The 22,324-nt window shown below is 71.7% G+C and carries 18 protein-coding genes; 7 read left to right on the forward strand and 11 right to left on the reverse strand.

Annotation, left to right across the window (positions count from 1 at the left end; translation table 11 throughout):
- Positions 1 to 207: 207 nt before the first annotated feature.
- Both ABZ887_RS21930 and ABZ887_RS21935 read right to left on the reverse strand, forming a co-directional pair.
- Positions 208 to 1,059, reverse strand: coding sequence for an SDR family NAD(P)-dependent oxidoreductase (locus ABZ887_RS21930; protein WP_361291887.1), 852 nt, complete (start codon positions 1,057 to 1,059; stop codon positions 208 to 210).
- A 44-nt stretch (positions 1,060 to 1,103) separates the two neighbouring features.
- A complete protein-coding gene (locus tag ABZ887_RS21935; protein ID WP_361291889.1) occupies positions 1,104 to 1,460 on the reverse strand; it encodes a nuclear transport factor 2 family protein in 357 nt (118 codons plus the stop codon).
- Between the two features lie 170 nt (positions 1,461 to 1,630).
- Between ABZ887_RS21935 and ABZ887_RS21940 the strand changes: the two genes are divergently transcribed.
- Entirely contained in the window at positions 1,631 to 2,449 is an 819-nt protein-coding gene (locus tag ABZ887_RS21940) for a MerR family transcriptional regulator (protein WP_361291891.1), read from the forward strand.
- Between the two features lie 107 nt (positions 2,450 to 2,556).
- On the opposite strand, the gene ABZ887_RS21945 is transcribed toward ABZ887_RS21940, so the two are convergent.
- Positions 2,557 to 3,453 carry a M56 family metallopeptidase gene (locus ABZ887_RS21945; RefSeq protein WP_361291893.1) on the reverse strand — a complete coding sequence of 299 codons (897 nt, stop codon included), beginning with the start codon at positions 3,451 to 3,453 and terminating at the stop codon, positions 2,557 to 2,559.
- A complete protein-coding gene (locus ABZ887_RS21950) occupies positions 3,450 to 3,833 on the reverse strand; it encodes a BlaI/MecI/CopY family transcriptional regulator (protein WP_361291895.1) in 384 nt (127 codons plus the stop codon). The genes ABZ887_RS21945 and ABZ887_RS21950 overlap by 4 nt, the downstream gene beginning before the upstream one ends.
- 145 nt (positions 3,834 to 3,978) lie before the next feature.
- Between ABZ887_RS21950 and ABZ887_RS21955 the strand changes: the two genes are divergently transcribed.
- Positions 3,979 to 4,926: a lysylphosphatidylglycerol synthase domain-containing protein gene (locus ABZ887_RS21955; protein ID WP_361291897.1), complete on the forward strand. Its 948-nt coding sequence runs from the start codon at positions 3,979 to 3,981 to the stop codon at positions 4,924 to 4,926.
- A gap of 72 nt (positions 4,927 to 4,998) precedes the next feature.
- Positions 4,999 to 5,853: a proteasome subunit beta gene (gene prcB, locus ABZ887_RS21960; RefSeq protein WP_361291899.1), complete on the forward strand. Its 855-nt coding sequence runs from the start codon at positions 4,999 to 5,001 to the stop codon at positions 5,851 to 5,853.
- A gap of 1 nt (position 5,854) precedes the next feature.
- Here the strand turns inward: prcB and ABZ887_RS21965 are convergent, their stop codons facing one another.
- A complete protein-coding gene (locus ABZ887_RS21965) occupies positions 5,855 to 6,538 on the reverse strand; it encodes a phosphatase PAP2 family protein (protein WP_361291901.1) in 684 nt (227 codons plus the stop codon).
- 277 nt (positions 6,539 to 6,815) lie between these two features.
- On the opposite strand from ABZ887_RS21965, the gene efeU reads away from it, so the two are divergent.
- The 3 genes from efeU to ABZ887_RS21980 all read left to right on the forward strand — a co-directional run bounded on the left by efeU (position 6,816) and on the right by ABZ887_RS21980 (position 11,606).
- Positions 6,816 to 8,978 (forward strand): iron uptake transporter permease EfeU, encoded by a 2,163-nt coding sequence (gene efeU / locus ABZ887_RS21970; RefSeq protein ID WP_361291903.1) that lies wholly within the window; start codon positions 6,816 to 6,818, stop codon positions 8,976 to 8,978.
- A gap of 47 nt (positions 8,979 to 9,025) precedes the next feature.
- Positions 9,026 to 10,300, forward strand: coding sequence for an iron uptake transporter deferrochelatase/peroxidase subunit (gene efeB, locus ABZ887_RS21975; protein WP_361291905.1), 1,275 nt, complete (start codon positions 9,026 to 9,028; stop codon positions 10,298 to 10,300).
- 148 nt (positions 10,301 to 10,448) lie between these two features.
- The gene (locus ABZ887_RS21980; protein WP_361291907.1) at positions 10,449 to 11,606 is read left to right on the forward strand and encodes a HoxN/HupN/NixA family nickel/cobalt transporter; all 1,158 of its coding nucleotides are present in this window, start codon (positions 10,449 to 10,451) and stop codon (positions 11,604 to 11,606) included.
- Between the two features lie 28 nt (positions 11,607 to 11,634).
- Here ABZ887_RS21980 and ABZ887_RS21985 read toward each other — a convergent pair whose 3' ends face one another.
- Positions 11,635 to 14,766, reverse strand: a complete 3,132-nt coding sequence (locus ABZ887_RS21985) for a tetratricopeptide repeat protein (RefSeq protein ID WP_361291909.1) — start codon at positions 14,764 to 14,766, stop codon at positions 11,635 to 11,637.
- Positions 14,767 to 15,077: 311 nt separating this feature from the next.
- On the opposite strand from ABZ887_RS21985, the gene ABZ887_RS21990 reads away from it, so the two are divergent.
- Positions 15,078 to 16,952 (forward strand): hypothetical protein, encoded by a 1,875-nt coding sequence (locus tag ABZ887_RS21990; RefSeq protein ID WP_361291911.1) that lies wholly within the window; start codon positions 15,078 to 15,080, stop codon positions 16,950 to 16,952.
- Positions 16,953 to 17,167: 215 nt separating this feature from the next.
- Here ABZ887_RS21990 and ABZ887_RS21995 read toward each other — a convergent pair whose 3' ends face one another.
- From ABZ887_RS21995 to ABZ887_RS22015, 5 genes are all read right to left on the reverse strand, one after another.
- A complete protein-coding gene (locus tag ABZ887_RS21995) occupies positions 17,168 to 18,127 on the reverse strand; it encodes a hypothetical protein (RefSeq protein WP_361291913.1) in 960 nt (319 codons plus the stop codon).
- Between the two features lie 12 nt (positions 18,128 to 18,139).
- On the reverse strand, positions 18,140 to 19,612 hold the full coding sequence (locus ABZ887_RS22000; protein ID WP_361291915.1) for an APC family permease: 1,473 nt from the start codon (positions 19,610 to 19,612) through the stop codon (positions 18,140 to 18,142).
- Positions 19,613 to 19,908: 296 nt separating this feature from the next.
- The gene (gene sthA, locus ABZ887_RS22005) at positions 19,909 to 21,312 is read right to left on the reverse strand and encodes a Si-specific NAD(P)(+) transhydrogenase (protein ID WP_361291917.1); all 1,404 of its coding nucleotides are present in this window, start codon (positions 21,310 to 21,312) and stop codon (positions 19,909 to 19,911) included.
- A 116-nt stretch (positions 21,313 to 21,428) separates the two neighbouring features.
- Positions 21,429 to 22,052, reverse strand: a complete 624-nt coding sequence (locus ABZ887_RS22010; RefSeq protein ID WP_361291919.1) for a nucleoside deaminase — start codon at positions 22,050 to 22,052, stop codon at positions 21,429 to 21,431.
- Positions 22,053 to 22,071: 19 nt separating this feature from the next.
- Positions 22,072 to 22,278 (reverse strand): hypothetical protein, encoded by a 207-nt coding sequence (locus ABZ887_RS22015; RefSeq protein WP_361291921.1) that lies wholly within the window; start codon positions 22,276 to 22,278, stop codon positions 22,072 to 22,074.
- Positions 22,279 to 22,324: the final 46 nt, after the last annotated feature.

A 22,324-nucleotide genomic window follows, 5' to 3' on the forward strand; every position in this document is an offset into this window, starting at 1 on the left:
ATGCGGAGATATCGGGGCGAATCTAGACTGGCGAGGAGTGGAAACTGATGGATTAGGGAGATATGTGCCATGGCCAAACGAGGAAACAAGCGACGCGCCCGCAAGAAGAAGAAGGCCAATCACGGCAAGCGCCCCAACGCCTGAGCCGACCTGAGCAGACGGCCTAGGACCCTGTGCCCCGGGTCGCTGCCAGGGTGTGCGCTCGGGCTACGCCGCCGGGGGGAAGTCCGCGGCCCGGGAGGCGGTCTCCTGGGCGCGCAGTTCGTCCAGGGCGCCGCGCAGCCGGTCGTGGACGGCGTCGTAGCCGTCGTTGCCCAGGACGATGCGGCGGGGCGGGGAGTCCTGGCCCATGGCGCCGACCACGGCCCTGACGCCGCGGTGGGGATCGCCGGGCTGGCGGCCGTCCTGACCGATCATGGCCGCCCGCACCGTCTCCACGAACGCCCGGTAGGCCTCCACGGTCTCGGTCACCGGCTCCTCGACGAAGCCGGCGTAGGCCCGGGTGCGGAAGGCGCCCGGCTCCACGGCGAGGACCCGGACACCGAACGGCTCCACCTCGGCGCGCAGCGCGTCCGTCATGCCCTCCACCGCGAACTTGGCGGCACTGTAGAAACCGAAACCGGGCACGCCCGCGATCCCGGCGACCGAGGACATGTTGACGATCCAGCCGCTGCGCCGCTCCCGCATTCCGGGAAGCACCGCGCGGACGAGGTCGACGACGGAGAAGAAGTTCAGCTCGAAGGAACGGCGTACATCCGCCTCCGGGGAGCCCTCCACCGAGCCGTACCAACCGCGGCCGGCGTTGTTGACCAGTACATCGATCCCGCCGAAGTGCGCTTCCGCGGCCCGGACCGTGTCCCGGACCTGCCGGCGGTCGGTGGTGTCCAGCTCCAGCAGCAGGATCCGTTCACGCGCCTCGGCGCCGTGCAGGTCGGCCCATTCCTTGAGCTGCCCGGGCCGGCGGGCGGTCAGCACGACGTTGTCGCCCTGCTCCAGCGCGACGTCGGCATAGGCCCTGCCGAAACCACCGGTACCGCCGGTGATGAACCATGTCTTCACAGTGCTCCTCCTCGGATCCTTGGAGAGTGACAGGCGGCAGCGCGTCAGGGGGCGATGACCAGGCTGCTGATCAGCGTGCCTTCGAGGGTGAAGCGGTAGTCGAGATCGACGCTGCCGCCGGGGAAGTCGCCCTCCAGGTGCTGGGTGAGGGTGAACTCGTGGGTGCCGGTGCGCTCGGCGGCCACCGGCGTGGTGGTGTAGGTGAACTCGGAGGCGGCGTCGGCCATCCACGCGGTGATCGAGGGGATGCCGGTGTGGGTGCGGCCCTCGTCGGTCACGGTCGCCTGCGGGGTCAGGATCCCGGTCACCGCGGTGGTGTCCCGGGTGTCGAGCGCGGTCACGAACTGCCGGACGGCCGCGGGCAGCTCGGTGATGCCGATACGAACGGTGCTGTCGGTCATGGGGTGCCTTACGAGAGTTGATCGGGTGGGGGAGGCCACAGCTTGCGACCGGTTCGGAAGCCCGGGTGCGAGGACCTTCAGGCCGGCCGGGTGGCTCATGCCGATCACGATGGGGCCTCCCCCGGGGAGAGGGTCAAGCGCGTCGAGTCCGGCGGATGCACACTGGGGGAATGCCCCACGGACTGACGATCGGCGAGTTCGCGCAGCTGACGCACCTGAGTGTGCGGACCCTGCGTCGTCACCACGAGTCCGGGCTGCTGGAGCCCGCCTCGGTGGACCCCGTCAGTGGCTACCGCCGCTACTCCAGCGACCAGATCCCCACCGCACAGGTCATCCATCGGCTGCGTGAACTGGACGTGCCGCTGGCCGACGTGGCCAAGATCCTCGCCACCGAGGACGCCGCGGAGCGCGCCGACCTGGTCGGTGACCACGTGCGGCGGCTGGAAGCGGAACTGGACCGCACGCGAGCCGCGGTGGCCTCCCTGCGGAGCCTGCTGCGCCCCGACGGCGGCGGCCTGCAGGTCGAGCTCCGACCGGTGGCAGCCAGAACGGTCGCCGGGGTCGAGGACGTCGTCGGCTACGAGGAGGTGTCCTCCTGGTACGACGGGGCGATGGCCGAACTCGACGCCGCGGTCGCCGGTCTGCCCGCACTGGGGCCGCCGGGTGGGTGCTACGCCAACGAGCTGTTCACCCGCGGTCGCGGAACGGCGCTGGTCCACCGGCCTGTGGCCGACCCGCCGACCCGGGGCCGGGTGCGACCGGTGGATCTCCCGGCCGGCGAGCTTGCCGTGGTCGTCCATCCCGGACCGCATGACGACATCGACGTCACCTACGGCCGGCTCGGCGCCTGGGTGGTCGACCATGCCCTCGCGGTCGACGGTCCGGTGCACGAGACCTATCTCGTCGGCCCGCGCGACGACCCGGATCCGGCAGCCTGGCGTACCGAGATCGGCTGGCCGGTGTTCCGGCTCGCGCCCGCCCCGGATTGACAGCCGACCGAGGCCGCATCGACCGCCGGCCGGTCCAGCCGCTCATCCGCCCGTGGTCCTGGCAGCGACTCGATCGTGCCTTCCGGTCCTCCCGGCGGCCCGCTCGGTCAGGTCAACGCGTTCCACAGCAGCCCCACGAGATCGCTCGTCGCGTCCGCCGCGAACAGGGCCGCCAGTGCGCCCAGGGCGAGAACGGCTGCCGCGGCCGGCCAGAGATGCGGGGGCGGGCTCGTCTGCAGGGCGGCGATCCGGCGCGTGACCGCGCGGTCCGTGAAGTTGAGGGTGCAGGCCGGGCGCGTGGCGCGGCCCGCGCTGAGGGCCGCCCGGGCCAGCGCCCTGGCGGTGGTCCCGCGGTCCCCGACCTCGGTCGCCGCCTGCTCGTCCGCCCACCGCTCGACCAGGAAGGTCACGGCGGAACGGACCGGGCCGAGCAGCGGATTGGCGGCCGCGGCGAGCGTCACCGCCGTCACCAGGCGGCCGTGCCGGTGCCGAAGATGGGCCCGTTCGTGGGCCAGCAGCACCCGCCGCTCCGCGGGTGCCAGCGCGCCCAGCATCGCCGAGGTCACCAGGATGCGGCCCGGCCGGCCCGGGATCGCGAACGCCTGCGGCACCTCGCAGGCGGCCACCACCAGCTCGGTGTCCCGCGGGTGCCCCTCGCACAGCCGCCGCAGCGCCCGCCGGGTGCGCCGCTCGGCCCGGACCGCCCGCTGCACCCGCCAGACCACCACGGCCAGCGCGAGACACGCGGCGACGCCGATCACCTCGGGCACCGGGTCGGCCAGCGGCCGTCCGTCCTCGTGGGCCTCCCGGACCACCGGCGGCGCGTCGCCCAGCAGGGCCGTCGTCAGCAGGATCAGCGACCAGGTGGCCGCGGCCGCGGTGAGCACGGCGGCGGACGCCAGTACGCGTGCGGCCAGCGCGGGGGCCATCCGGCGGCCGACCACCGGGCTGACCAGGGGCAGCAGGAGGGAGACCAGCAGCGGGGTGTAGACGTCGAACCTCATGCGCCGCCTCCGGCGAACAGGTTCCGCAGCGCCCGCTCCTCCTCCGGGCTCAGCCCGGAGACGAACTGCTGGAGCGCGGCGATCGGGTCCGGGCCCCGGTCCAGGGCCTCGTGCATGGCCTCGGCGGTCAGCTGGGCCGCGTTCTTCGCCGGCCGGTACGCGCCGCGCCGCCCGTCGGCGTCCCGCAGCACCAGGCCCTTGTCGTACAGCCGCTTCAGGATGGTGTGGACCGTGTTGTAGGCGAGCCCGCCGCCGATCTCGGTCTGGATCTCGGCCGGGGTCAAGGGGCGTTCGGTCGCCCACAGGGCTGCCAGGACCTCGCTCTCCAGTTCTCCGGCGCTGCGCCGCTCCGCCCTGCCGCGGGACCCTGTGCCAGCCATGGCACAACCTTACAGCGCGTAGTGCCGCCGTTCGTATGGCCGTACCCGCGCTGCCTCCGCCGGTAAGTCCGGTTAATTTGTCAGTGTTTGTCCCTGAGTCCATGAAGGGTCCTGCGCATCGCAGCGGAACAGGGGGGGTGCCTCGATGGTCCCGAACGTGAACGCCACGCCCGTCCTGGGGCGCCGGGGACTCTACTGGCAGGGCGGCGTCTGCCTCGTACTGCTGCTCGGCGTCGGCTGGCTGGTCCGGCGGCACTGGCCGGCCGTGACGCACGGGGCGGTCCGGCTCGCCGTCGCCGACCAGGGGTGGCTGCTGGTGGCGGCCGTCGCGGCGGTCGGGACCTGGGCGTCCTCCGCGCTCGCCCAGCAGGGCGCGGTCACGTGTCGGCTGCCCGGCGGGCGGCTGGTCGCCGCGCAGTTCGCCGCCTCCGCCGCCAACCACGTGCTGCCCGCCGGGCTCGGCGCGGGCGCGGTGAACCTGCGGTTCCTGATGCGCTGCGGACTTCCGGCGGGCCGCGGCGCGTCGGCCCTCGCGGTCAAGGCCGCCGCCGGCGCGGTGGTCAGGCTGGCCCTCGTCGCCGTCCTCGCCCCCGCGTGCCCGGGGCTGCTGCGGATCCCGCACGTGTCCGTGGCCGCGCTCCTCGCCGTCGCCGCGGCGGTCGTCGTGGTCCTCGTCCTCGTCGGGGCCCGCGTGTGGCCCCGCTGCCGGGGCGCGGCGGCCGCCGTGACCGCCGACATCCGGGCCCTGCACGCCCGTCCGGTCCGCGCGGCCGCGCTGTGGGGCGGCTCGCTCGCCTTCGCCGGGCTGCACGCGCTGGTCCTCATCGCCGTCTCCCGGGCCGTCGGACTGCCGCTCGCCCCGGCCCGGGTGGCGCTGCTCTACCTCGCGGCCAGCGGTGCCGCGGCGCTGCTGCCCACCCCGGGCGGGCTCGGCTCCCTCGACGCCGCCCTCGCGCTCGCCCTCACCGCCTCCGGAACCCCGGCCGCCGCGGCCGCCTCCGCCGTGCTCGGCTACCGGCTACTGACCGTGTGGCTGCCGCTGCTGCCGGGCCTGCTGGTGCTCGGGGTGCTGATCCGGCGCCGGGCGCTGTGACCGGGCGGGCGTTTCCCGGCGGCCCGCAGTAGGTAGGAGTCCGGTGTCGTCGGCCGACAGGAGGGGGCTGGTATGCCGGAGAACGACACCGCGGGGCGGCTGGGGGAGGAGTTCTTCACGCCGGGGACCTCGTCCTTCGCCCGGTTCCTCGCCGCGCACCGGCCCGGACTGCTGCCCACCCGCAGCCCGCTGCCCCCGGGCACGGTCGCCGCGCCCGACGCCTTCCCGCACGGCACCACCGTCCTCGCCCTCGCCTACCGCGACGGCGTGCTGATCGCCGGCGACCGCCGGGCCACCATGGGCAACCTCATCGCCCAGCGTGACCTGGAGAAGGTGCACCCCGCGGACGACCGCACGGCGGTCGCCTTCGCCGGCACGGTCGGGCTCGCCCTCGACATGGTCAAGCTCTACCAGGTCGAACTGACCCACTTCGAGAAGATCGAGGGCATTCCCCTGACCCTCGACGGCAAGGCCCGCCGGCTCGCCGCGATGATCCGCGAGAACCTCGGCCAGGCCATGCAGGGCCTCGCCGTCGTCCCGCTGCTCGCCGGTTACGACCCCAGGGCACCGGAGGGGGCGCGCGGCCGCATCTTCAGCTTCGACGTCGCCGGCGGCCTGTACGAGAAGCGCGCGTTCCACGCCGAGGGCAGCGGCTCGCCGTACGCCGGAGGCGCCCTGAAGAAGCTGTACCGCCCCGGCCTCACCCGCCGCGAGGCCGCCCTGGCCGCGCTCCAGGCGCTCTACGACGCGGCCGACGACGACTCGGCGACCGGCGGCCCCGACCTCAACCGCCGTATCTTCCCGCTGGTCTCGGTCATCACGGAGGACGGCTTCGAACGGCTGCCGGAGCCCGAGACGGCGGACCTGACCCGGGAGATGGTCGAGCAGCGCCGCACCCGCCCGGACGGACCCCGCGCCACGTCCTGACTCACGGCGCGGCCACCGGTCTCTCCGGTACGTCGTCCGGTGCCCAGGTGCGCGGAACCCACCGGGCCGCCGCGTACACGCAGATCCCGAGCCACCCGACCGCGAACAGCCAGCCGCCCAGCACGTCGGTGCACCAGTGCACGCCGAGGAACACCCGGGTGGCCCCGACGGCCAGCCCCCAGCAGGCGACGGCCACGCACCAGGGCGTACGGCCGTGCGGGGCCCGCCACCGGATCGCGAGGATCAGGAGGCCGGCGGCCAGCGCGGCCGTGGTGCTGTGCCCGGAGGGGAACGACCAGCCGGAGGCGGACGTCTGCCAGTCGGCCTGCGGCGGCCGGGCCCGGCCGATCAGCTCCATCAGCGCGCTCCGGGCGGTCTGGCCCAGGGCGAGGCACCCCGCGCCGAGCAGCGCGGCGACCAGCCGCTGCCGCCGGGTGCGGCCCACGGCCACCCCGGCCGCCACGACCAGGGCGTACGGCACGACCCCGGTGCCGGTCGCGGTGATCCCGCGGGCCACGGCCACCGCCACGTCCGGCCGGTGCGCGAGGGACCAGTCCAGCAGGGTGCGGTCCGGGCCGAGCGGGGTACCGTGCCGCCCGGTCACGACCAGGGCCAGCACCGCGAACGCCGTCCAGGCCCCGAACGCGACGCTCCCCGCGAACTCCGCGGTCCTCTTGCCTGCCATGACGCCGACGACGGCCCTTTCCGGTGACTACGACGATCCGGTGACTACGAAGGTGTAGTCGGTCTACTCGAATGTAGACGATCGGCGCCCCGCCGGTGTTCCCGTGGGTCCGCGTCCGGGTCCCGTCCGGGTCCGGTCGCGGCCTTTGCCGCACCATTGCCAGTTCATGACCGACTGACTACATGGGTGTAGTCATCATGGTCGGCGGAGTAAGGCATGCCTTCACTAAGTTCGAGCCACAGGGCGGGGACGGGCCTGCCGGGGAGGGCTGCGGCGGATGTGGGACGACGCGTTTCCTAGTTTCCTGATCGGACTGAGGGAGGGTCTCGAGGCCGGGCTGATCGTCTCGATCCTCGTCGCCACGCTGGTGCGGGCCGAGGCCAGGAACCGGCTGGCGCAGGTGTGGACCGGTGTCCTGGCCGCGATCGCGCTGGCGATGAGCTTCGGTGCGGTCCTCACCTTCACCGCCGCCTCCCTCTCCGCGACCGCCCAGGAGGCCTTCGGCGGCACCCTCGGCGTGATCGCGGTCGCCTTCGTCACCGCGATGGTCTTCTGGATGCGCCGCTCGGCCCGCAGCCTCGCCGGCGAGATCAAGGAGAAGGTCACCGGCGCCCTGGCCATGGGCTCGGGCGTCCTGATCCTCACCTCGTTCCTCGCGGTCGGCCGGGAGGGCCTGGAGACCGCGCTGTTCCTGTGGACCACGGCCAAGGCGGCCGGCGAGTCCGCAGGCCCCCTGACCGGCGCCGGGATCGGCCTGGTCCTGGCGGCCGGCCTCTGCTGGGGCCTGTACCGCCGCGTGCTGAAGATCAACCTCACCAGGTTCTTCACCTACACGGGCGCCGTCCTGATCGTGATCGCGGCCGGCGTCCTCGGCTACGGACTGCGCGACCTCCAGGAGGGCGGCGTCCTCCCGGGCAGCACGGCCTACGCCGTCGACCTCGCCGGCCACATCGACGCGGGCTCCTGGTACAGCACCCTCCTCCAGGGCGTCCTCAACATCACACCGACGATGACCTGGCTGCAGGTGACCGGGTACGTCGCCTATCTGGCCGTCGTCATGACCCTGTTCGTGCGGGGAGTGCGGACGTCGGCGCCGAAGCCGGCCGGGCCCGAGTCGCGGCCCGAGTCGCGGCCTGAGTCGCGGCCTGAGTCGCGGCCTGAGTCCGCCGCCGTCGACTCGGCGTCGCGGGCCGCCGCAGGGGAGCCCGAACCGCAGGCCGAGCCGGACCTCGCCGCCGGGCGGCCGGAACCGAGCCCGAAGCCCGCCGGGGAGCCGTGGCGCCGGCCCGCCTGGGTGGTGCCCGTGGCCGTGGTCGCCGTCCCCGCCGTGGTCGCCGGGCTCGTCGTCGCCTTCGCCCGGCCCAAGCCGAGCGGCGGGCAGACCGTCGCCGTCTCCGAGACCGAGTGCGGCAAGGGCTTCACCGCCCCGAAGCCGGGCCGGCAGACCTTCCGGATGCAGAACACCGGCGGCAAGACCGCCGAGGTGTACCTGATCGACCCGAGCAGCAACGCGGTCTACGGCGAGGTCGAGGGTCTCGCCCCCGGTACCACCCGCGACCTGGTCGCCACCGTGGCCGGCGGCACCTACGCCTGGCGCTGCGTCCCCTCCAGCGGCAAGGCCGTCACCTCGCGGTCGGTCACCGTCAGCGGCGGCGGAGGCAGCACCAAGGCGGTCGTACCGGTCTCCGAGAACGACCTCGCCGCACCGCTGACCGCGTACAAGGCCTACGTCGAACAGGGCCTGGCCACCCTCGTCGCCCAGACCCGCACGCTCCAGGACGACATCGCGGGCAACCACCTCGCCAAGGCCCGCGCCGACTGGCTGACCGCGCACCTCACCTACGCCTCCCTCGGCGCCGCCTACGGCACCTTCGAGGACTACGACCAGAAGATCAACGGCCGCGCCGACGGCCTCCCGGGCGGGGTGGCCGACCAGGACTTCGCCGGGTTCCACCGGGTCGAGTACGGGCTGTGGCACGCGCAGACCGCCGGACAGCTGAAGGCGCCGGTCCAGGCCCTCGCGGACGCGGTCGCCGGGCTCCAGAAGGCGTTCCCGTCCCAGGACTTCGACCCGGGCGACCTGCCGCTGCGCGCCCACGAGATCCTGGAGAACACCCTCCAGTTCGAGCTGACCGCCGACACCGACGAGGGCAGCGGCACCAACCTCGCCACCGCGAACGCCAACCTCGCCGGCACCCGCGAGCTGCTGACCGTTCTGCGCCCTCTCCTCACCACCCGGGCGCCGAAGCTGCTGCCGACCGTCGACGCGGACATCGCCCGCCTCCAGAAGCTCCTCGACGCCCAGCACCAGGGCGCGACCTGGACCCCGGTCGAGCAGCTCGACACCGTCACCCGGCAGCGGATCGCCGGAGCGACCGGCCAGCTCCTGGAGGACCTCGCCCCGGTGCCGGACCTCCTGGAGATCAGGAAGTCCGCCTGATGAACCGCGCAGAGCACCCGCACCCGTACGACGAAGGGAACCCTCCGATGTCCGCTGCCGACACCCCGTCCTGCCCGATGGGCGCCGGCCGCCGCTCCTTCGTACGGACCGCGCTGGGCGCCGGGGCCGCGGGCGCGGTCCTGGCCGGCGGCGGCTTCGCGCTGAGCCAGGCCGGCGGCACCGCCGAGGCCCGGGCCGCCGACGCGACCGGCACCACGAAGGTCCCCTTCCACGGCATCCACCAGGCCGGCATCCTCACCCCGGCCCCGGCCGCCGCCACCTTCGTCTCCCTCGACGTCATCGCCGACGACCGGCAGGGACTCACCGACCTGCTGAAGACGATCACCGAGCGGGCCCGCTTCCTCACCTCCGGCGGCACCCCCGAGGACCTCGGCGTCGGCGCCCCGCCCGCCGACAACGGCATCCTCGGCCCCGAGGTCCCCTCCGACGCGCTGACCGTCACCGTCGGCGTCGGCGCCTCCCTGTTCGACGACCGCTACGGCCTGGCCAAGGCGAAGCCGGCCCGGCTGACGCCGATGCGGACCTTCCCCAACGACAACCTGAAGGCCGCCGAGTGCCACGGCGACCTCTCCCTCCAGATCTGCGCCGACAGCACGGACACCGTCCTGCACGCCCTGCGCGACATCGCCAAGCACACCCGCGGCGCCATGCAGATCAGGTGGCGGATCGACGGCTTCCAGAACGCCCCGCGCCCCACCGGCGCCCAGCGCAACCTGCTCGGCTTCAAGGACGGCATCGCCAACCCGGACGTCGCCTCCACCCGCGAGACCGACCGGCTGATCTGGGTCGGCGAGGGGCAGGGCGAACCGGCCTGGACGGCGGGCGGCAGCTACCAGGTCGTCCGGATCATCCGGATGCTCGTCGAGTTCTGGGACCGGGTCTCGCTCAGCGAGCAGGAGCTGATGTTCGGCCGCCGCAAGGACACCGGCGCCCCGCTGGACGGCGCCAAGGAGACCGACATCCCGCAGTACGCCAAGGACCCGGAGGGCAACGCCATCCCGCTGGACGCCCACATCCGGCTCGCCAACCCGCGCACCGCGAAGACCGACAGCTCCCGCATCCTGCGCCGCGGCTACAACTACGACCGGGGCGTCGACAGCGTCGGCAACCTCGACATGGGCCTGGTCTTCTGCTGCTACAACCAGGACGTCCGGCGCCAGTTCGAGGCCACCCAGACCCGGCTCATCGACGAACCCCTCGTCGACTACATCTCCCCGACCGGCGGCGGCTACTTCTTCGCCCTGCCGGGCGTGCGGAACGCCAAGGACTGGCTGGGGAGCGGACTGCTGGCGACCGCCTGACCGCCGCACCGGCCTTTACCTTCCCGTGGGACTCTCTTGGTGAAGGCCTGTCACGGGCATTGATGCGAACGATTTGCAAGTACGGGAGGATGGCACAAGGTTGCCGATGGCAGCTGCCCACCGCTCGACCGAAGGATGTCACCTCCCGATGACGGCCGCCCCTGGTTCCGCTCCGTCCCTCCCCGTCCAGGCCGACGCCAAGCGCTCGGCCTGGCGCCGTGTCCGGGGCTCCATGACACGGCAGGAGTGGATCAGGGTCGGCGGGATGGCCGGCTTCGTGCTCGCCCTGCACGTCATCGGCTGGGGCACGCTGGTCGGGATCATCGCACCGCAGCACTTCAGCGTCGGTACCGAGTCCTTCGGCATCGGCATCGGCGTGACCGCGTACACGCTGGGTATGCGGCACGCCTTCGACGCCGACCACATCGCGGCCATCGACAACACCACCCGCAAGCTGATGGGGGAGGGGCAGCGGCCGCTGTCGGTCGGCTTCTGGTTCTCCCTCGGCCACTCCAGCATCGTCTTCGGCCTCGCCCTGCTGCTCTCGCTCGGCATGAAGACCCTGGCCGGACCGGTCCAGAACGACGACTCGCACCTGCACGAGGTCACCGGCCTCATCGGTACGACCGTCTCCGGCACCTTCCTCTACCTCATCGCCGGCATCAACCTCGTCATCCTGGCCGGCATCTGGAAGGTGTTCCGGCAGATGCGCTCCGGCGCCTACGACGAGGCCGCGCTGGAGACGCAGCTGAACAACCGCGGCTTCATGAACCGCCTCCTCGGCCGGGTCACCGGCTCGATCAGCAAGCCCTGGCAGATGTACCCGCTCGGCCTGCTGTTCGGGCTCGGCTTCGACACCGCCACCGAGATCGCCCTGCTGGTCCTGGCCGGCTCCGGCGCCGCCTCCGGCCTGCCCTGGTACGCCATCCTCACCCTGCCGGTGCTCTTCGCGGCCGGCATGTCGCTCCTGGACACCATCGACGGCTCGTTCATGAACTTCGCCTACGAGTGGGCGTTCTCCAAGCCGGTCCGCAAGGTCTACTACAACCTCACCATCACCGGCCTGTCCGTCGCCGTCGCCCTCATCATCGGCACCGTGGAACTCCTCGGCCTCCTCGCCGACAAGCTCGACCTGCACGGCTTCTTCTGGGACTGGGCCGCCGGCCTCGACCTCAACACCGTCGGCTTCGTCATCGTCGGCCTCTTCGTCGCCACCTGGGCCATCGCCCTGCTGGTCTGGAAGGCGGGCCGCATCGAGGAGAAGTGGACCACGGGACTGGCCCGGCCCGCGGAACAGCCGGAGTAGGCGGTCGGCGCCCCTGGAGCCCCTGGGCTCAGCGATCGCCGAGTGCGTTCTCCAGCCTGCTGCGCACGGCCTCGCACAGCGCGGTATCCACCATGGCCTGCCGCATCCCGCGCAAGTCGTCCAAGGCCTCGCGTATGCGTGCCGGGCTCGGCGCGCAGCGCAGGAAGCGGTCCAGAACATGCCGGGTTCGCTCCGGGCGGGACAACACGCAGTAGACGATTACCAGATTGCCCAGCTCATGCACGTCGGACGTGTCGTCCGCTTTCCTGAACAAGGATTCGGCGGCCTGTTCCACCCGTTCCAGCCGGTCGCTCCGGTCCAGCAGCCGATGCACGACCGCGGTCTCGCAGAGCAGCCAGGCGTCGTCGGGTTCGAGTTCGATGGCGCGGTCGAAATCGGCGAGCGCGTCGTCATACCGCCCCATCAGCCGGTGGACGAAGCCCCGTTGACCGATGGCCCAGGTGTAGCCGGGGCTGAGTTCGACGGCGCGGTCGAAGTCGGTGAGTGCCTCCTCGTACCGTTCCCTCTGCCGGTACGTCTCGCCCCGTTCGGCGAAGGCCCAGGCGTAGTCGGGCTTGAGTTCGATGGCGCGGTCGAAGTCGGCGATGGCGTCCTCGTACCGATCCGTCAGCCGGTGTGAGACCCCCCGCTGTGCGAAGGCCCAGGAGTAGTCGGGGTCGAGTTCGATGGCGCGGTCGAGGTCGGCAAGTGCCTCCTCGTACCGCTCCATGGCCTGGTAGACCTGCCCGCGGCCGGCAATGCCCCAGGCGACGTCGGGGTTGAGTTCGACGGCGCGGTCAAGATTGGTGAGTGCTTCCTCGTACCGGGTCATCTGGCGGTACGTCTCGCCGCGCCGGCCGATGGCCCAGGCGTAGTCGGGCTTGAGTTCGATGGCGCGGTCGAAGTCGGCGATGGCGTCCTCGTACCGCTCCGTCAGCAGGTGGATGAGCCCCCGCTCGGCGACGACCCAGGGGGTGCCGGAGCTGAGCCGGACGGCTCGGCCGAGGTCGGTCAGCGCCTCCTCGTACCGCCCCATCGCCCGGTAGACCTGCCCGCGGCTGGCAATGGCCCAGAAGTAGTCGGGGCTGAGTTCGATGGCGCGGTCGAAGTCGGTGAGTGCCTCCTCGTACTGTTCCAGCAACCGGTACGTCTCGCCCCGTTCGGCGATGCCCCAGGCGTGGTCGGGGGCGATGTCGATGGTGCGGCCGAGATCGGCGAGGGCGTGCTCGTACTGCTCCATCGCCCGGTACGCCAGCCCCCGTTCACGGAGGATCCACACGTGGTCCGGGTCGCTTTCCCGGGAAGTGCGCATGCGGCCGAGATCCTCCAGGGCCTGTTGGTTCTCCCCCAGGGCCCAGTGGCTCTGTGCTCGGCCGAGATAGGTCCAGGGATCGTCCGGCTTCAGTTCGAGTGCACGGGTGAAATCGGCCAGCGCCTGGCGGTGACGACCCATGAGCCGGTGGGTTTCGCCCAGGCCGTAGTGAGCGCGTTCGAAGTCGGATGTCAGGTCCAGAGCCGCTGTGTAGTCGGCGAGGGCCTGAGTGTAGAGACCGGTGTTGCGGTGCTCTCGGCCTCGGACGGTGTGGGCCAGGGTGCGGACCTCGGCCGTGATCTCCTGGAGGGAAGCCGAAAGGACGGCTGTGAGAGCCGCGACGGGTTTCGTGGCGAGGCCGGGTGTGGCGGTCAGACGAGTGGCCCACTGCCCGAGGCCGGGATGATCGGTGTCGTGATAGGCCTGAAGGAGGGTCTGGGTCCAGCGGGGCAGGGCGTCAGGGGTTTCGTCGCAGGCCTTCACGATCTCGGCGAGGACGTCGGACAGCGCTCGGTGAGGTCCGGCACAGAGCTGGTGGTAGATCTCGTTGAAGCGGTGTTCCCGCCATTCGGGATCGTCTCGGTGACGGTCGGACGGCAGGCCGCTCTCGAGGGACCGGCGCTGGTCCGCGAAGGCGTCCGCGAGGCGTGTGTGCCGGTTCTGCCACTCGCTGGGGGACTGGTTGCGCTGCAGCCGGAGCATGGCGGTACGGACGACGTCGTGGTAGCGGGCGCGCCCGGCATGGTCCTGGACGAAGGGCTGGCCGCGCAGCCAGGTGTAGTGGTCGGCCGTGGCATCCGGGACCGCGGCGCGGTAGATGTCCTCGTCCAGTTGCAGCGGGAACGCGCAGGCCTGTGCGGCGGCGCGGCGGTCCGGGGCGTCGGTCCACTTCAGGAAGCGCTCCACGGCGGTGTCCGTGGCGTCACCGATGTCGGCGGGACTGCCCGGCGGGGTCTGGGCGAGCAGATCGACCTGCAGAGGCATGCCGCCGGAGAGGTTCAGGATGATCTGGATGACCTGCTCGTCGGTGACACCACGGCTGGCGAGCAGCTGGCGGGTCTCCTGCTCGGTGAAGACGTCCAGCGGGACCGAGGTGATCAGGTCGAGGTGGTCGTTCCAGTAACGCGGGTTGAGATGTCCCTGTCCGGACAGAACGGCGATCACGTTGAACGGCAGGTCTCCGTACCGGCCGGTGACGAGCAGGTCGCGCAGCCATTCGTCCAGGACCGGGCCGATGCGTTCGAAGACGTCGAAGAAGAGCACGAGCCGGCGGCGCTGCTGAGCCGCGTCCGCCAGACCGTCCAGCAGGACGGGTGTGAGCGCCTTCAACGGTGACATCACCAGCTGGACGTCGTCATGGCTGCGGAACCGGGCACTGAGGGCGGCCCGCAGGCGGTCCGCGCCCAGGGCGAGTTGCTGTGCGTCCAGACTGCCGGTGAAGGCGGTCGCGCCGGGCAGCAGGTTGAGCCCGGCCAGGCCGGCACGGGTGAGGACGGTACTGGACACGGACGCGGCGGGCGGCTGGTCGTCGCCTGCCCCCGGGGGCAGCTGGGCCGGGGCGCCTTCGGCTTCGTGACGGCGCTGCCGATAGAGACCCAGGAGCTTGTCGAAGGCCTTCAGCGGCAGGTCCTGCCGGCCCAGCTGGGCGCCGATCGACTCCATGGCCTCCAGTACGGTGTGGACGTCGTCGTCGATGTAGACGGTCGCGGCACCCAGCTCCCTCGCCGCGTTGTCCCACTGCCGCACCAGCGAGGTCTTGCCGACCCCACCGATGCCGTGCACGTGGAAGAGGTACTGAAAGGTCGGATCGTCCGGGTCGCGGGCGAGGTTGTCGCGAAAGGCGCTCAACTCCCCGTGCCGGCCGACGAATCCCGACCTCCGCCGCCTGCGGTTGAGTTCCTGTCGTGAAGGACTCGCTCCCACCGGGCACCACCCCCTGCGCCCAAGCATGTCCCACCGTCACCAAGGCACGGAAGAACCGGTGCCCGGCGGGCGACGCGGCTCCCCGGAGCGGCGGATCGCGGCGAGTTGACGCGCAGTCATGACTGCACAGCTCCGGCAAGTCCCCGCATTCGCTACGGAACTGCATATTCCGCCATGGATGTGCTCTACGGTGAACTCTGCACCCACGCGAGAGAAGAACGGTCGAGGCTGGTCACGTGGCAGACACCGCTCCCCCCACCGCGGTCATCCTCACTGCCCTGTCTGTGGAGTATGACGCCGTACGGGCCCACCTCACCGACGCCAGGACGCTCGTGCACCCCTCCGGCACCCGCGTCGAACAGGGCCGACTCCGCGGAACCCCCTGGTATGTCGCCCTCGGTGAGATCGGTGAGGGCACCCTCACCGCGGCCGCCCTCACCGAACGCGTCAACTCCTGGCTCGCTCCGCGAGTCCTCTTCTTCGTGGGTGTCGCGGGCGGCCTCAAAGACGACATCAACATCGGCGACGTCGTGGTGGCGACCAAGGTGTACGGCGTTCACGGGGGCAAGCAGACCCCGGAGGGCTTCCGTGTCCGCCCCGAGGCCTGGTACGCCTCCCACCGCCTGGAACAGGCCGCCCGCCACGCCCTGCGCGGCACCGAGTACCAGGCCCACTTCAAGCCCATCGCCGTCGGCGATGTCGTCCTCGCCGACGCCAGGTCCGAGATCGCCCGCCACATCCACGAGCACTTCAACGACGCCGCCGCCATCGAGATGGAAGGCGCCGGCGTCGCCCAGGCCGCCCACCTCACCGGCACCTTGGACACGCTGATCATCCGGGGCATCAGTGACAAGGCCGACCCGGACAAGGGCAAGCGGGACGCAGAAGGCTCCCAGCCTCAGGCCGCCAGGAGCGCAGCCGCGGCGGCCATCGCCATTCTCCACGAGCTGGTACCGGCCGACGCCGCCGGCATCCCGGCGCAGGCCGTCGCCGGACGGTGGCCCCTGCTGGACCGGCGCACGCTGCTGAACGCCGTCGGTGTCCTCGGGCTGACCGTCGCCGACACCATCCTGACGTTCCCCGGCCGTCCTGCCGACCCGGCGGCGGCCTCGGACCCCGGTGCCCCCGGCAAAGCGTCGAACACGGCGGCAACGGCGGCAATGGCCTCGCTGGGACCCCCGCTCACGGGCCACATCGACCGTGTCTACGCGGTGGCCTTCCGGCCGGGCGGGCGTGTCCTGGCCAGCGGCAGCGCCGACCAGACGCTCAGGTTCTGGGACCTGGCCGATCCCTCGCGCCCCAAGCCGATCGGCTCCCCCGTCTCCGGCCACACCGACACGGTCTATTCGGCGGTCTTCCACCCCGAGGGGAACCTTCTGGCCGACGCGAGCGCCGACCAGAAGGTCCGGCTGCTGAACGTGGCCGACCCGGCCAGGCCGGCGCTCCTCAGCCACCCGGTCACCGGCCATACCGACGCCGTCTTCTCGGTAGCCTTCAGCCCCAGCGGGGAACTGCTGGCCGGCGGCAGCGGCGACCGCACGATCCGCCTGTGGAAGATCGCCGACCCCGCGCACCCCGAACTCGTCGGCGAGCCCGTCTTCGGGCACACCGATGCCGTCCTGTCGGTGGCGTTCAGCCACGACGAGAGCGTCATGGGCAGCGGCGGCTCCGACCACGCGGTCCGGCTGTGGAACGTGGCCGACCCCCTGGCTCCCATCGGCCCGGCCCTGCCCGGCCACACCGGCCGCGTCTACAGTGTGACGTTCAGCCCGGACGGGCACCTGCTGGCCAGCGGCAGCGGCGACCGCACGATCCGCCTGTGGAAGGTCAACGACCCCGCGCACCCGGTGCTCCTCGGCAGCGCCACCGGACACGGGGACGCCGTCAACACCGTCGCCTTCAGCCCCGACGGACGTGTACTGGCCAGCGGCAGCAGCGACAACACGATCCGCCTGTGGCGCGTGTCCGACTCCGCCGGTCCGGCCCCCATCGGGCGCCCCCTCACCGGTCACCGCGGCCCCGTCTACGGCGTGACCTTCAGCCCGGACGGAAACCTGCTGGCCAGTGGCAGCGCCGATCAGACGATCCGCCTGTGGAAACGCAGCCGCTGAACGGCCGGCCGTCTCCTGTGCCCACCTGGGGTCCGTCCTTGAACGGATCATGGCCAGTCCTTGACCGGGTGAAGCAGCGCCCAACCATGTCCGCACGGGCCTGGATCTGCGCCAGGACCCGGGTGAACACGCCGTCCTGGCACCAGCGACCGGCCCGCGGCGGCCGCGGTATCAGCGGAGCGAGCAACTCCCACGCTGATCGGTGAAGACGGACTCTAGGACCGCACCTTCAGATCTGCCCGCCACTTGATGATCTGCTTCTCCGCGTCGCCGGTGTACGACCACGGGGTGCGGGTGGCCCGTCGCCCCATGAGCCGCAGCAGGTCCGTGGCGACGTCCGTGACGCCTGCCTGACAGGCCGCGTGTGTCAGGTAGTTGAGGTCCCGCAGCTCGCCCGGAGCCACCAGGCTCTCGCCGCGCTGGGCGATCCACCGCTCCCAGGTGCGCCGTACGTCGCTGACCGCGCCGTCGTGCTTCCAGTGCTGGCTGAGCGCGACCGAGTTCTGCTGACCCTGCGCCGCGTCCAGGGCGTACCGGAACTCCTCGACGCGGGCGTACTGCACCAGGACGGGCAGCGCGCAGCCCGGCGGGGCGACCCCGGCCGCGTCCCGGGCGAAGTCGTACATCAGGCCGTGCGTGCCGTGCCAACGCGCGGAGTAGTAGTGGAGCACCTGGAGGTGGCCCTCCACGTTGTACGGGTCGCGCCGGTGCAACTCGTCCCACCAGCGGGCGAGTTCCTGCCGGCGCACCCCGGTCGGATACAGCCGGGCCACCGAGATCAGGGAGACCCAGGGGGTCGGGTCCTGCGGGTACGCCTCGGCGGCGGCCAGGCAGGCCAGCACGGCGGTGTCGATCCTGGCCCGGTCGATCGGGACACCCCGGCCCGCCGAGATGGCCAGGGTGAACGCCCGGGCCGTCTCGGTCGCCGCGCGCAGCACCAGCGCGTCGGCGCCGTGCGGCTCGGCGGCCAGCCAGGACTCCGCCGTCGAACTGCCCGCGCAGGCCTGCGCCAGCAGCCGTACCCGGTGCCCCCGGACCAGCCAGTCCGGGCCGGTGGTCCGCAGCAGGTCCCGCAGGCCCTGCCAGCGGCCGATGACGATGTCCTGACGGGCCGAGGTGAGGGGCTGGTCCCCGCAGTCCGGGTCGAAGTCGGGGGCGAAGCGGTCACGCGCCATCGGACTCGTACCTCAGAAGTCGGTGGGGAGACCTTCGTAAGCCTGGGCCTGCACGGTGACAGGGTCGTCGGGGACGTAGTCGGCCTCGACCGTGCGGGTGGCGTCCAGCTTGGCCGGCCGGTAGTAGTCGCTGCCCTGCCTCCAGTACCAGAGCATCGGGATCAGGCCGACGGCCAGGCCGCCGATGCCGATCGCGATCGCCGCGGTGCTCAGCTCGCCCAGCGACTCGACGAAGATCCAGAACATGAACAGCGCGCCACACAGCGGCCACAGCCCGCCGAGGAGGAAGTTGCCCGCCGACCTGAACAGCATCTTGCGGTAGGCCACGACCACCGCGAGGCCCGCGAGGCCGTAGTAGACGGCGATCTGCAGGCCGATCGCCGAGATGGCGTCGGAGAGGATCTCGCCCACCGAGCCCAGCGCGTTGGAGGCGATGAACAGGGTCAGGGCCACCGCGCCGACCACGGCGATCGCCACGTGCGGGGTGTTCCAGGTGCGGTGCACCCTGCCCAGGGCGGTCGGCATCGTACGGTCGCGGCCCATCGCGAACAGCGAGCGGGTGACCTGGATGAGGGTCGTCTCCAGGGTGGCGATGGTGGAGAGCATCACGGCGACGATGAGCAGCTTGCCGCCCCAGCCCGGCCAGATCTCCTCGCCCAGCACGCCGAGGACGTTGGCGTCGTTCGCCGCGATCTGGTCCGAGGACAGGATGACGTTCACGGCGATCGTGAACACCTCGAACAGGGCGAAGACGATGCCCACGCCGATCAGGCCGGCGAGGCCGGTGGTGCGCCGGGAGTTGCGGGTCTCCTCGCTGAGGTTGCTGGTGACGTCCCAGCCCCAGTAGTAGAACGCGGCGATGAGCGCGCCCGAGGCGAAGCCGGAGACGCCGTCGAAGTGGGAGAAGCCGAGCCAGGACCAGTCGAAGGCGCGGGCGTTGCCGGTGTGGAACAGGGCCAGCACCGCGAAGAGCAGCAGGATCGCCAGCTCGATGCCGGACATCAGCAGCTGGGCGCGCACGGTGAGGCGGGCGCCGCCGAGCACCACCGCGAGCATGATCAGGAACCAGGCGGCGCCGACCACGGTGGACAGGGCCACGTTGTCGGCGAGGTCCGCGTCGAACAGGGACAGCGTCATCGACCCGGCGGGCAGTGAGCCGGCCACCATGAAGATGGTCGCGGACACCACCAGCGCCCAGCCGCTGACGAAGCCGAGGAACGGGTGCAGGGTACGGCCCACCCAGGAGTAGCTGGCGCCCGCGTTCACGTCGATACGGCCCAGGTAGCTGAAGGCGAGCGCGATGCCCAGCATCGGTATCGCACACCACAGCAGGGCGGCCGGACTGGCCAGCCCCACCGACCCGACCAGCACCGCGGTGGTCGCGGCCAGCGAGTACGCCGGTGCACTGCCCGCGACGGCCATGACCACCGTGTCGAACGTGCCGAGGGCGTTGGCCTGCAGCCCTCTGCCCCTGTTGTTGCTCATAGGTTGTGCTGCTTTCCGGTCGTGCACGGCGCACAGGAGTGCAGGCCCGCGGCGGTACGGGTGGGGGGTGCGCGACCGTCCTCGGGCCCGGTGAGGGATGACCTCGGGGCAGGGGCCGGCCAGGAGAAGAAAGGGGTGGTGAAGGCCGCATGCCGAGAGTCGGCGGACGGTCACACCGCGTGTGTGGGTGTGACTATAGCGGCCCTCTTTGACCTTTCAAGCTGACCGAGCGGTAATCACATATGCCACTTGGGGCCATCAACTCTCACTCCGGAAGCAGACGTTCCGTCAGGCCCTCAGTCCTCCAGCCGGTCGAGCTGCCGCAGCTTGTTGGTGGCGTCGAGGGCCGCGACCTTGTAAGACTCCGCGAGCGTCGGGTAGTTGAACACCGCGTCCACCAAGTAGTCGACCGTGCCCCCGCAACCCATCACCGACTGACCGATATGGATCAGTTCTGTCGCTCCGGTACCGAAGCAGTGCACACCGAGCAGCCGCCGGTCCTCCGGAGAGACCAGGAGCTTGAGCATGCCGTGCGAGTCGCCGATGATCTGGCCGCGGGCCAGCTCCCGGTAGCGGGCCACCCCGACCTCGAACGGCACGCATTCCTCGGTGAGCTGGTCCTCGGTCCGGCCGACGAAGCTGATCTCCGGGATGGTGTAGATGCCGATGGGCTGGAGGTTGTCCATCTGCCCGACCGGTTCCCCGCAGGCGTGGTATGCGGCGACCCGGCCCTGTTCCATCGAGGTCGCGGCGAGCGCCGGGAAGCCGATGACGTCACCGACGGCGTAGATGTGCTCCACCTCGGTGCGGAAGTGCTCGTCCACCTTGATCCGGCCCCGCCGGTCCGCGGACAGGCCCGCCCGCTCCAGGTCCAGGCCGTCGGTCAGGCCCTGGCGGCCCGCCGAGTACATCACCGTGTCCGCCGGTATCTTCTTGCCGCTCTCCAGCACGGTCAGCGTGCCCCGGGGGTGCCGCTCCACGGCGGCGACGGTCTCCCCGAACCGGAAGGTGACGGCGAGGTCCCGCAGGTGGTACTTGAGCGACTCCACGACCTCGACGTCGCACATGTCGAGCATGGCCGCGCGCTTCTCCACCACGGTGACCTTGCTGCCGAGCGCGGCGAACATGCTGGCGTACTCCATGCCGATGACACCGGCGCCGACGATGACCATGGAGCGCGGCACCCGCTCCAGGGACAGCACGTTGTCCGAGTCCATGACGGTGCGCCCGTCGAACGCGACGCTCTCCGGGCGGGCCGGCCGGGTGCCGGTGGCGATGACGATGTGGTCCGCCGTCAACAGCCGTTCGTTGCCGCTCGGTTCGCGCAGGGCGACGGTGTGCGGGTCGACGAACCGGCCGGTGCCGGAGCACAGGGTGACGTGGTTGCGGGAGAGCTGGTTGCGGATGACGTCCACCTCGCGGCTGACCACGTGCTGGGTGCGCGCGGTCAGGTCGGCGACGGTGATCTCCTCCTTCAGCCGGTAGCTCTGCCCGTAGAGATCCCGCTGGGTGAGACCGGTCAGGTAGAGGACCGCCTCGCGCAGGGTCTTCGAGGGGATGGTCCCGGTGTGGATGGACACGCCGCCGACCATGTCGGGGCTGTCGACGACGGCGACCCGGCGGCCGAGCTTGGCCGCGGCGATGGCGGCCTTCTGGCCGCCGGGTCCGGATCCGATGACAAGCATGTCGAAATCGCGCACCCTGCGAAGTCTGTCAGCACGCGGCCCCGCTTCGAAAGGGTGAACGGGCAACCTTCGCGTGAAATCCGGTACGGACCTGGGCCGTTGCGCACCTCGCGGGCTTCGGCCCCGGCCGGCTAGGGCGCCCCGCCGGTACCGCCCGCGCGCAGCAGCTGCGCCCGCCGGAACAGGGCGTCCGTCGTCCCGGCCAGCACTCCGCCGAGCAGGCCGGGGGAGTAGAAGGGGCTCGCGGCCCGCACCACCTCGGCCGCCGGGATCGCGATCTGGTCGAGACCGGTGCGGGCGAGCTCCTCGATCGAGGTCCCCCAGACCACCTGGCCCACCCCCGCCCAGGCACAGGCGCTCATGCACATGGCACAGGGCTCGGCGGTCGAGTACAGCGTGGTCGCGGCCCAGCCGCGGTTGCCGGCCCGGTGCACGTAGTCGGCCATCGCGACCATCTCCCCGTGGTGCGAGGGGTTCTCGGCCGAGGCGTTCACGCCCCGTCCCAGCACCCGGCCGGAGCGCACGAACACCGCCCCGAAGGGGTAGCGCGGGTTCCGGCGCGCCTCGTCGACGGCGAGGCTCATGAACCGGGCGTGCGCCGCGCCGCCGTCGGCCGCGGGTCCGGCGGCGGGTCCGGCGGCGGCCGGAGCCGAGTCCGGTGCGTCGGCAGGTGGCTGCGGTACGACGGCACCGGGCACGGACGGGCTCAGGCCCGCCGTGCCGAGCAGCCCGAGGAGACTGCGCCTGGTCGGCATCGTCGTCGCGCCGCCGGAGTCAGGGCAGGAGCCGCTCGATGCAGTTCGGCCCCTCGCGCTCCATCTTCTTCCTGGCCCATTCGAGCGTGGCCGGGGTGACGTCCCGGCCGGACGCCATCACCAGGTCCTCGGGCGCCACCCCGGTGCCGGGGGCGCTGTGCAGCAGGAAGTCCGGGGTGGCGCGGTCGTCGGACGGCCGGGACGCTTCGGGTTCTGTGGTCGACATGGTCCCTCCTTCACGGAGCGGGGTGCACACTCTCACGATTGCCCGA

The organism is Streptomyces sp. NPDC047061, from assembly GCF_040643955.1.
In the GTDB taxonomy this organism is placed as follows: domain Bacteria; phylum Actinomycetota; class Actinomycetes; order Streptomycetales; family Streptomycetaceae; genus Streptomyces.

Coding starts and splice junctions, on each gene's coding strand:
- ABZ887_RS21980 (WP_361291907.1), top strand. CDS start 10,449: ATGACGGCCGCCCCTGGTTCCGCTCCGTCCCTCCCCGTCCAGGCCGAC.
- ABZ887_RS21950 (WP_361291895.1), bottom strand. CDS start 3,833: ATGGCTGGCACAGGGTCCCGCGGCAGGGCGGAGCGGCGCAGCGCCGGA.
- efeB (WP_361291905.1), top strand. CDS start 9,026: ATGTCCGCTGCCGACACCCCGTCCTGCCCGATGGGCGCCGGCCGCCGC.
- ABZ887_RS21995 (WP_361291913.1), bottom strand. CDS start 18,127: ATGGCGCGTGACCGCTTCGCCCCCGACTTCGACCCGGACTGCGGGGAC.
- ABZ887_RS22015 (WP_361291921.1), bottom strand. CDS start 22,278: ATGTCGACCACAGAACCCGAAGCGTCCCGGCCGTCCGACGACCGCGCC.
- ABZ887_RS22010 (WP_361291919.1), bottom strand. CDS start 22,052: ATGCCGACCAGGCGCAGTCTCCTCGGGCTGCTCGGCACGGCGGGCCTG.
- ABZ887_RS22000 (WP_361291915.1), bottom strand. CDS start 19,612: ATGAGCAACAACAGGGGCAGAGGGCTGCAGGCCAACGCCCTCGGCACG.
- prcB (WP_361291899.1), top strand. CDS start 4,999: ATGCCGGAGAACGACACCGCGGGGCGGCTGGGGGAGGAGTTCTTCACG.
- ABZ887_RS21935 (WP_361291889.1), bottom strand. CDS start 1,460: ATGACCGACAGCACCGTTCGTATCGGCATCACCGAGCTGCCCGCGGCC.
- ABZ887_RS21945 (WP_361291893.1), bottom strand. CDS start 3,453: ATGAGGTTCGACGTCTACACCCCGCTGCTGGTCTCCCTCCTGCTGCCC.
- ABZ887_RS21940 (WP_361291891.1), top strand. CDS start 1,631: ATGCCCCACGGACTGACGATCGGCGAGTTCGCGCAGCTGACGCACCTG.
- ABZ887_RS21965 (WP_361291901.1), bottom strand. CDS start 6,538: ATGGCAGGCAAGAGGACCGCGGAGTTCGCGGGGAGCGTCGCGTTCGGG.
- ABZ887_RS21955 (WP_361291897.1), top strand. CDS start 3,979: ATGGTCCCGAACGTGAACGCCACGCCCGTCCTGGGGCGCCGGGGACTC.
- efeU (WP_361291903.1), top strand. CDS start 6,816: ATGTGGGACGACGCGTTTCCTAGTTTCCTGATCGGACTGAGGGAGGGT.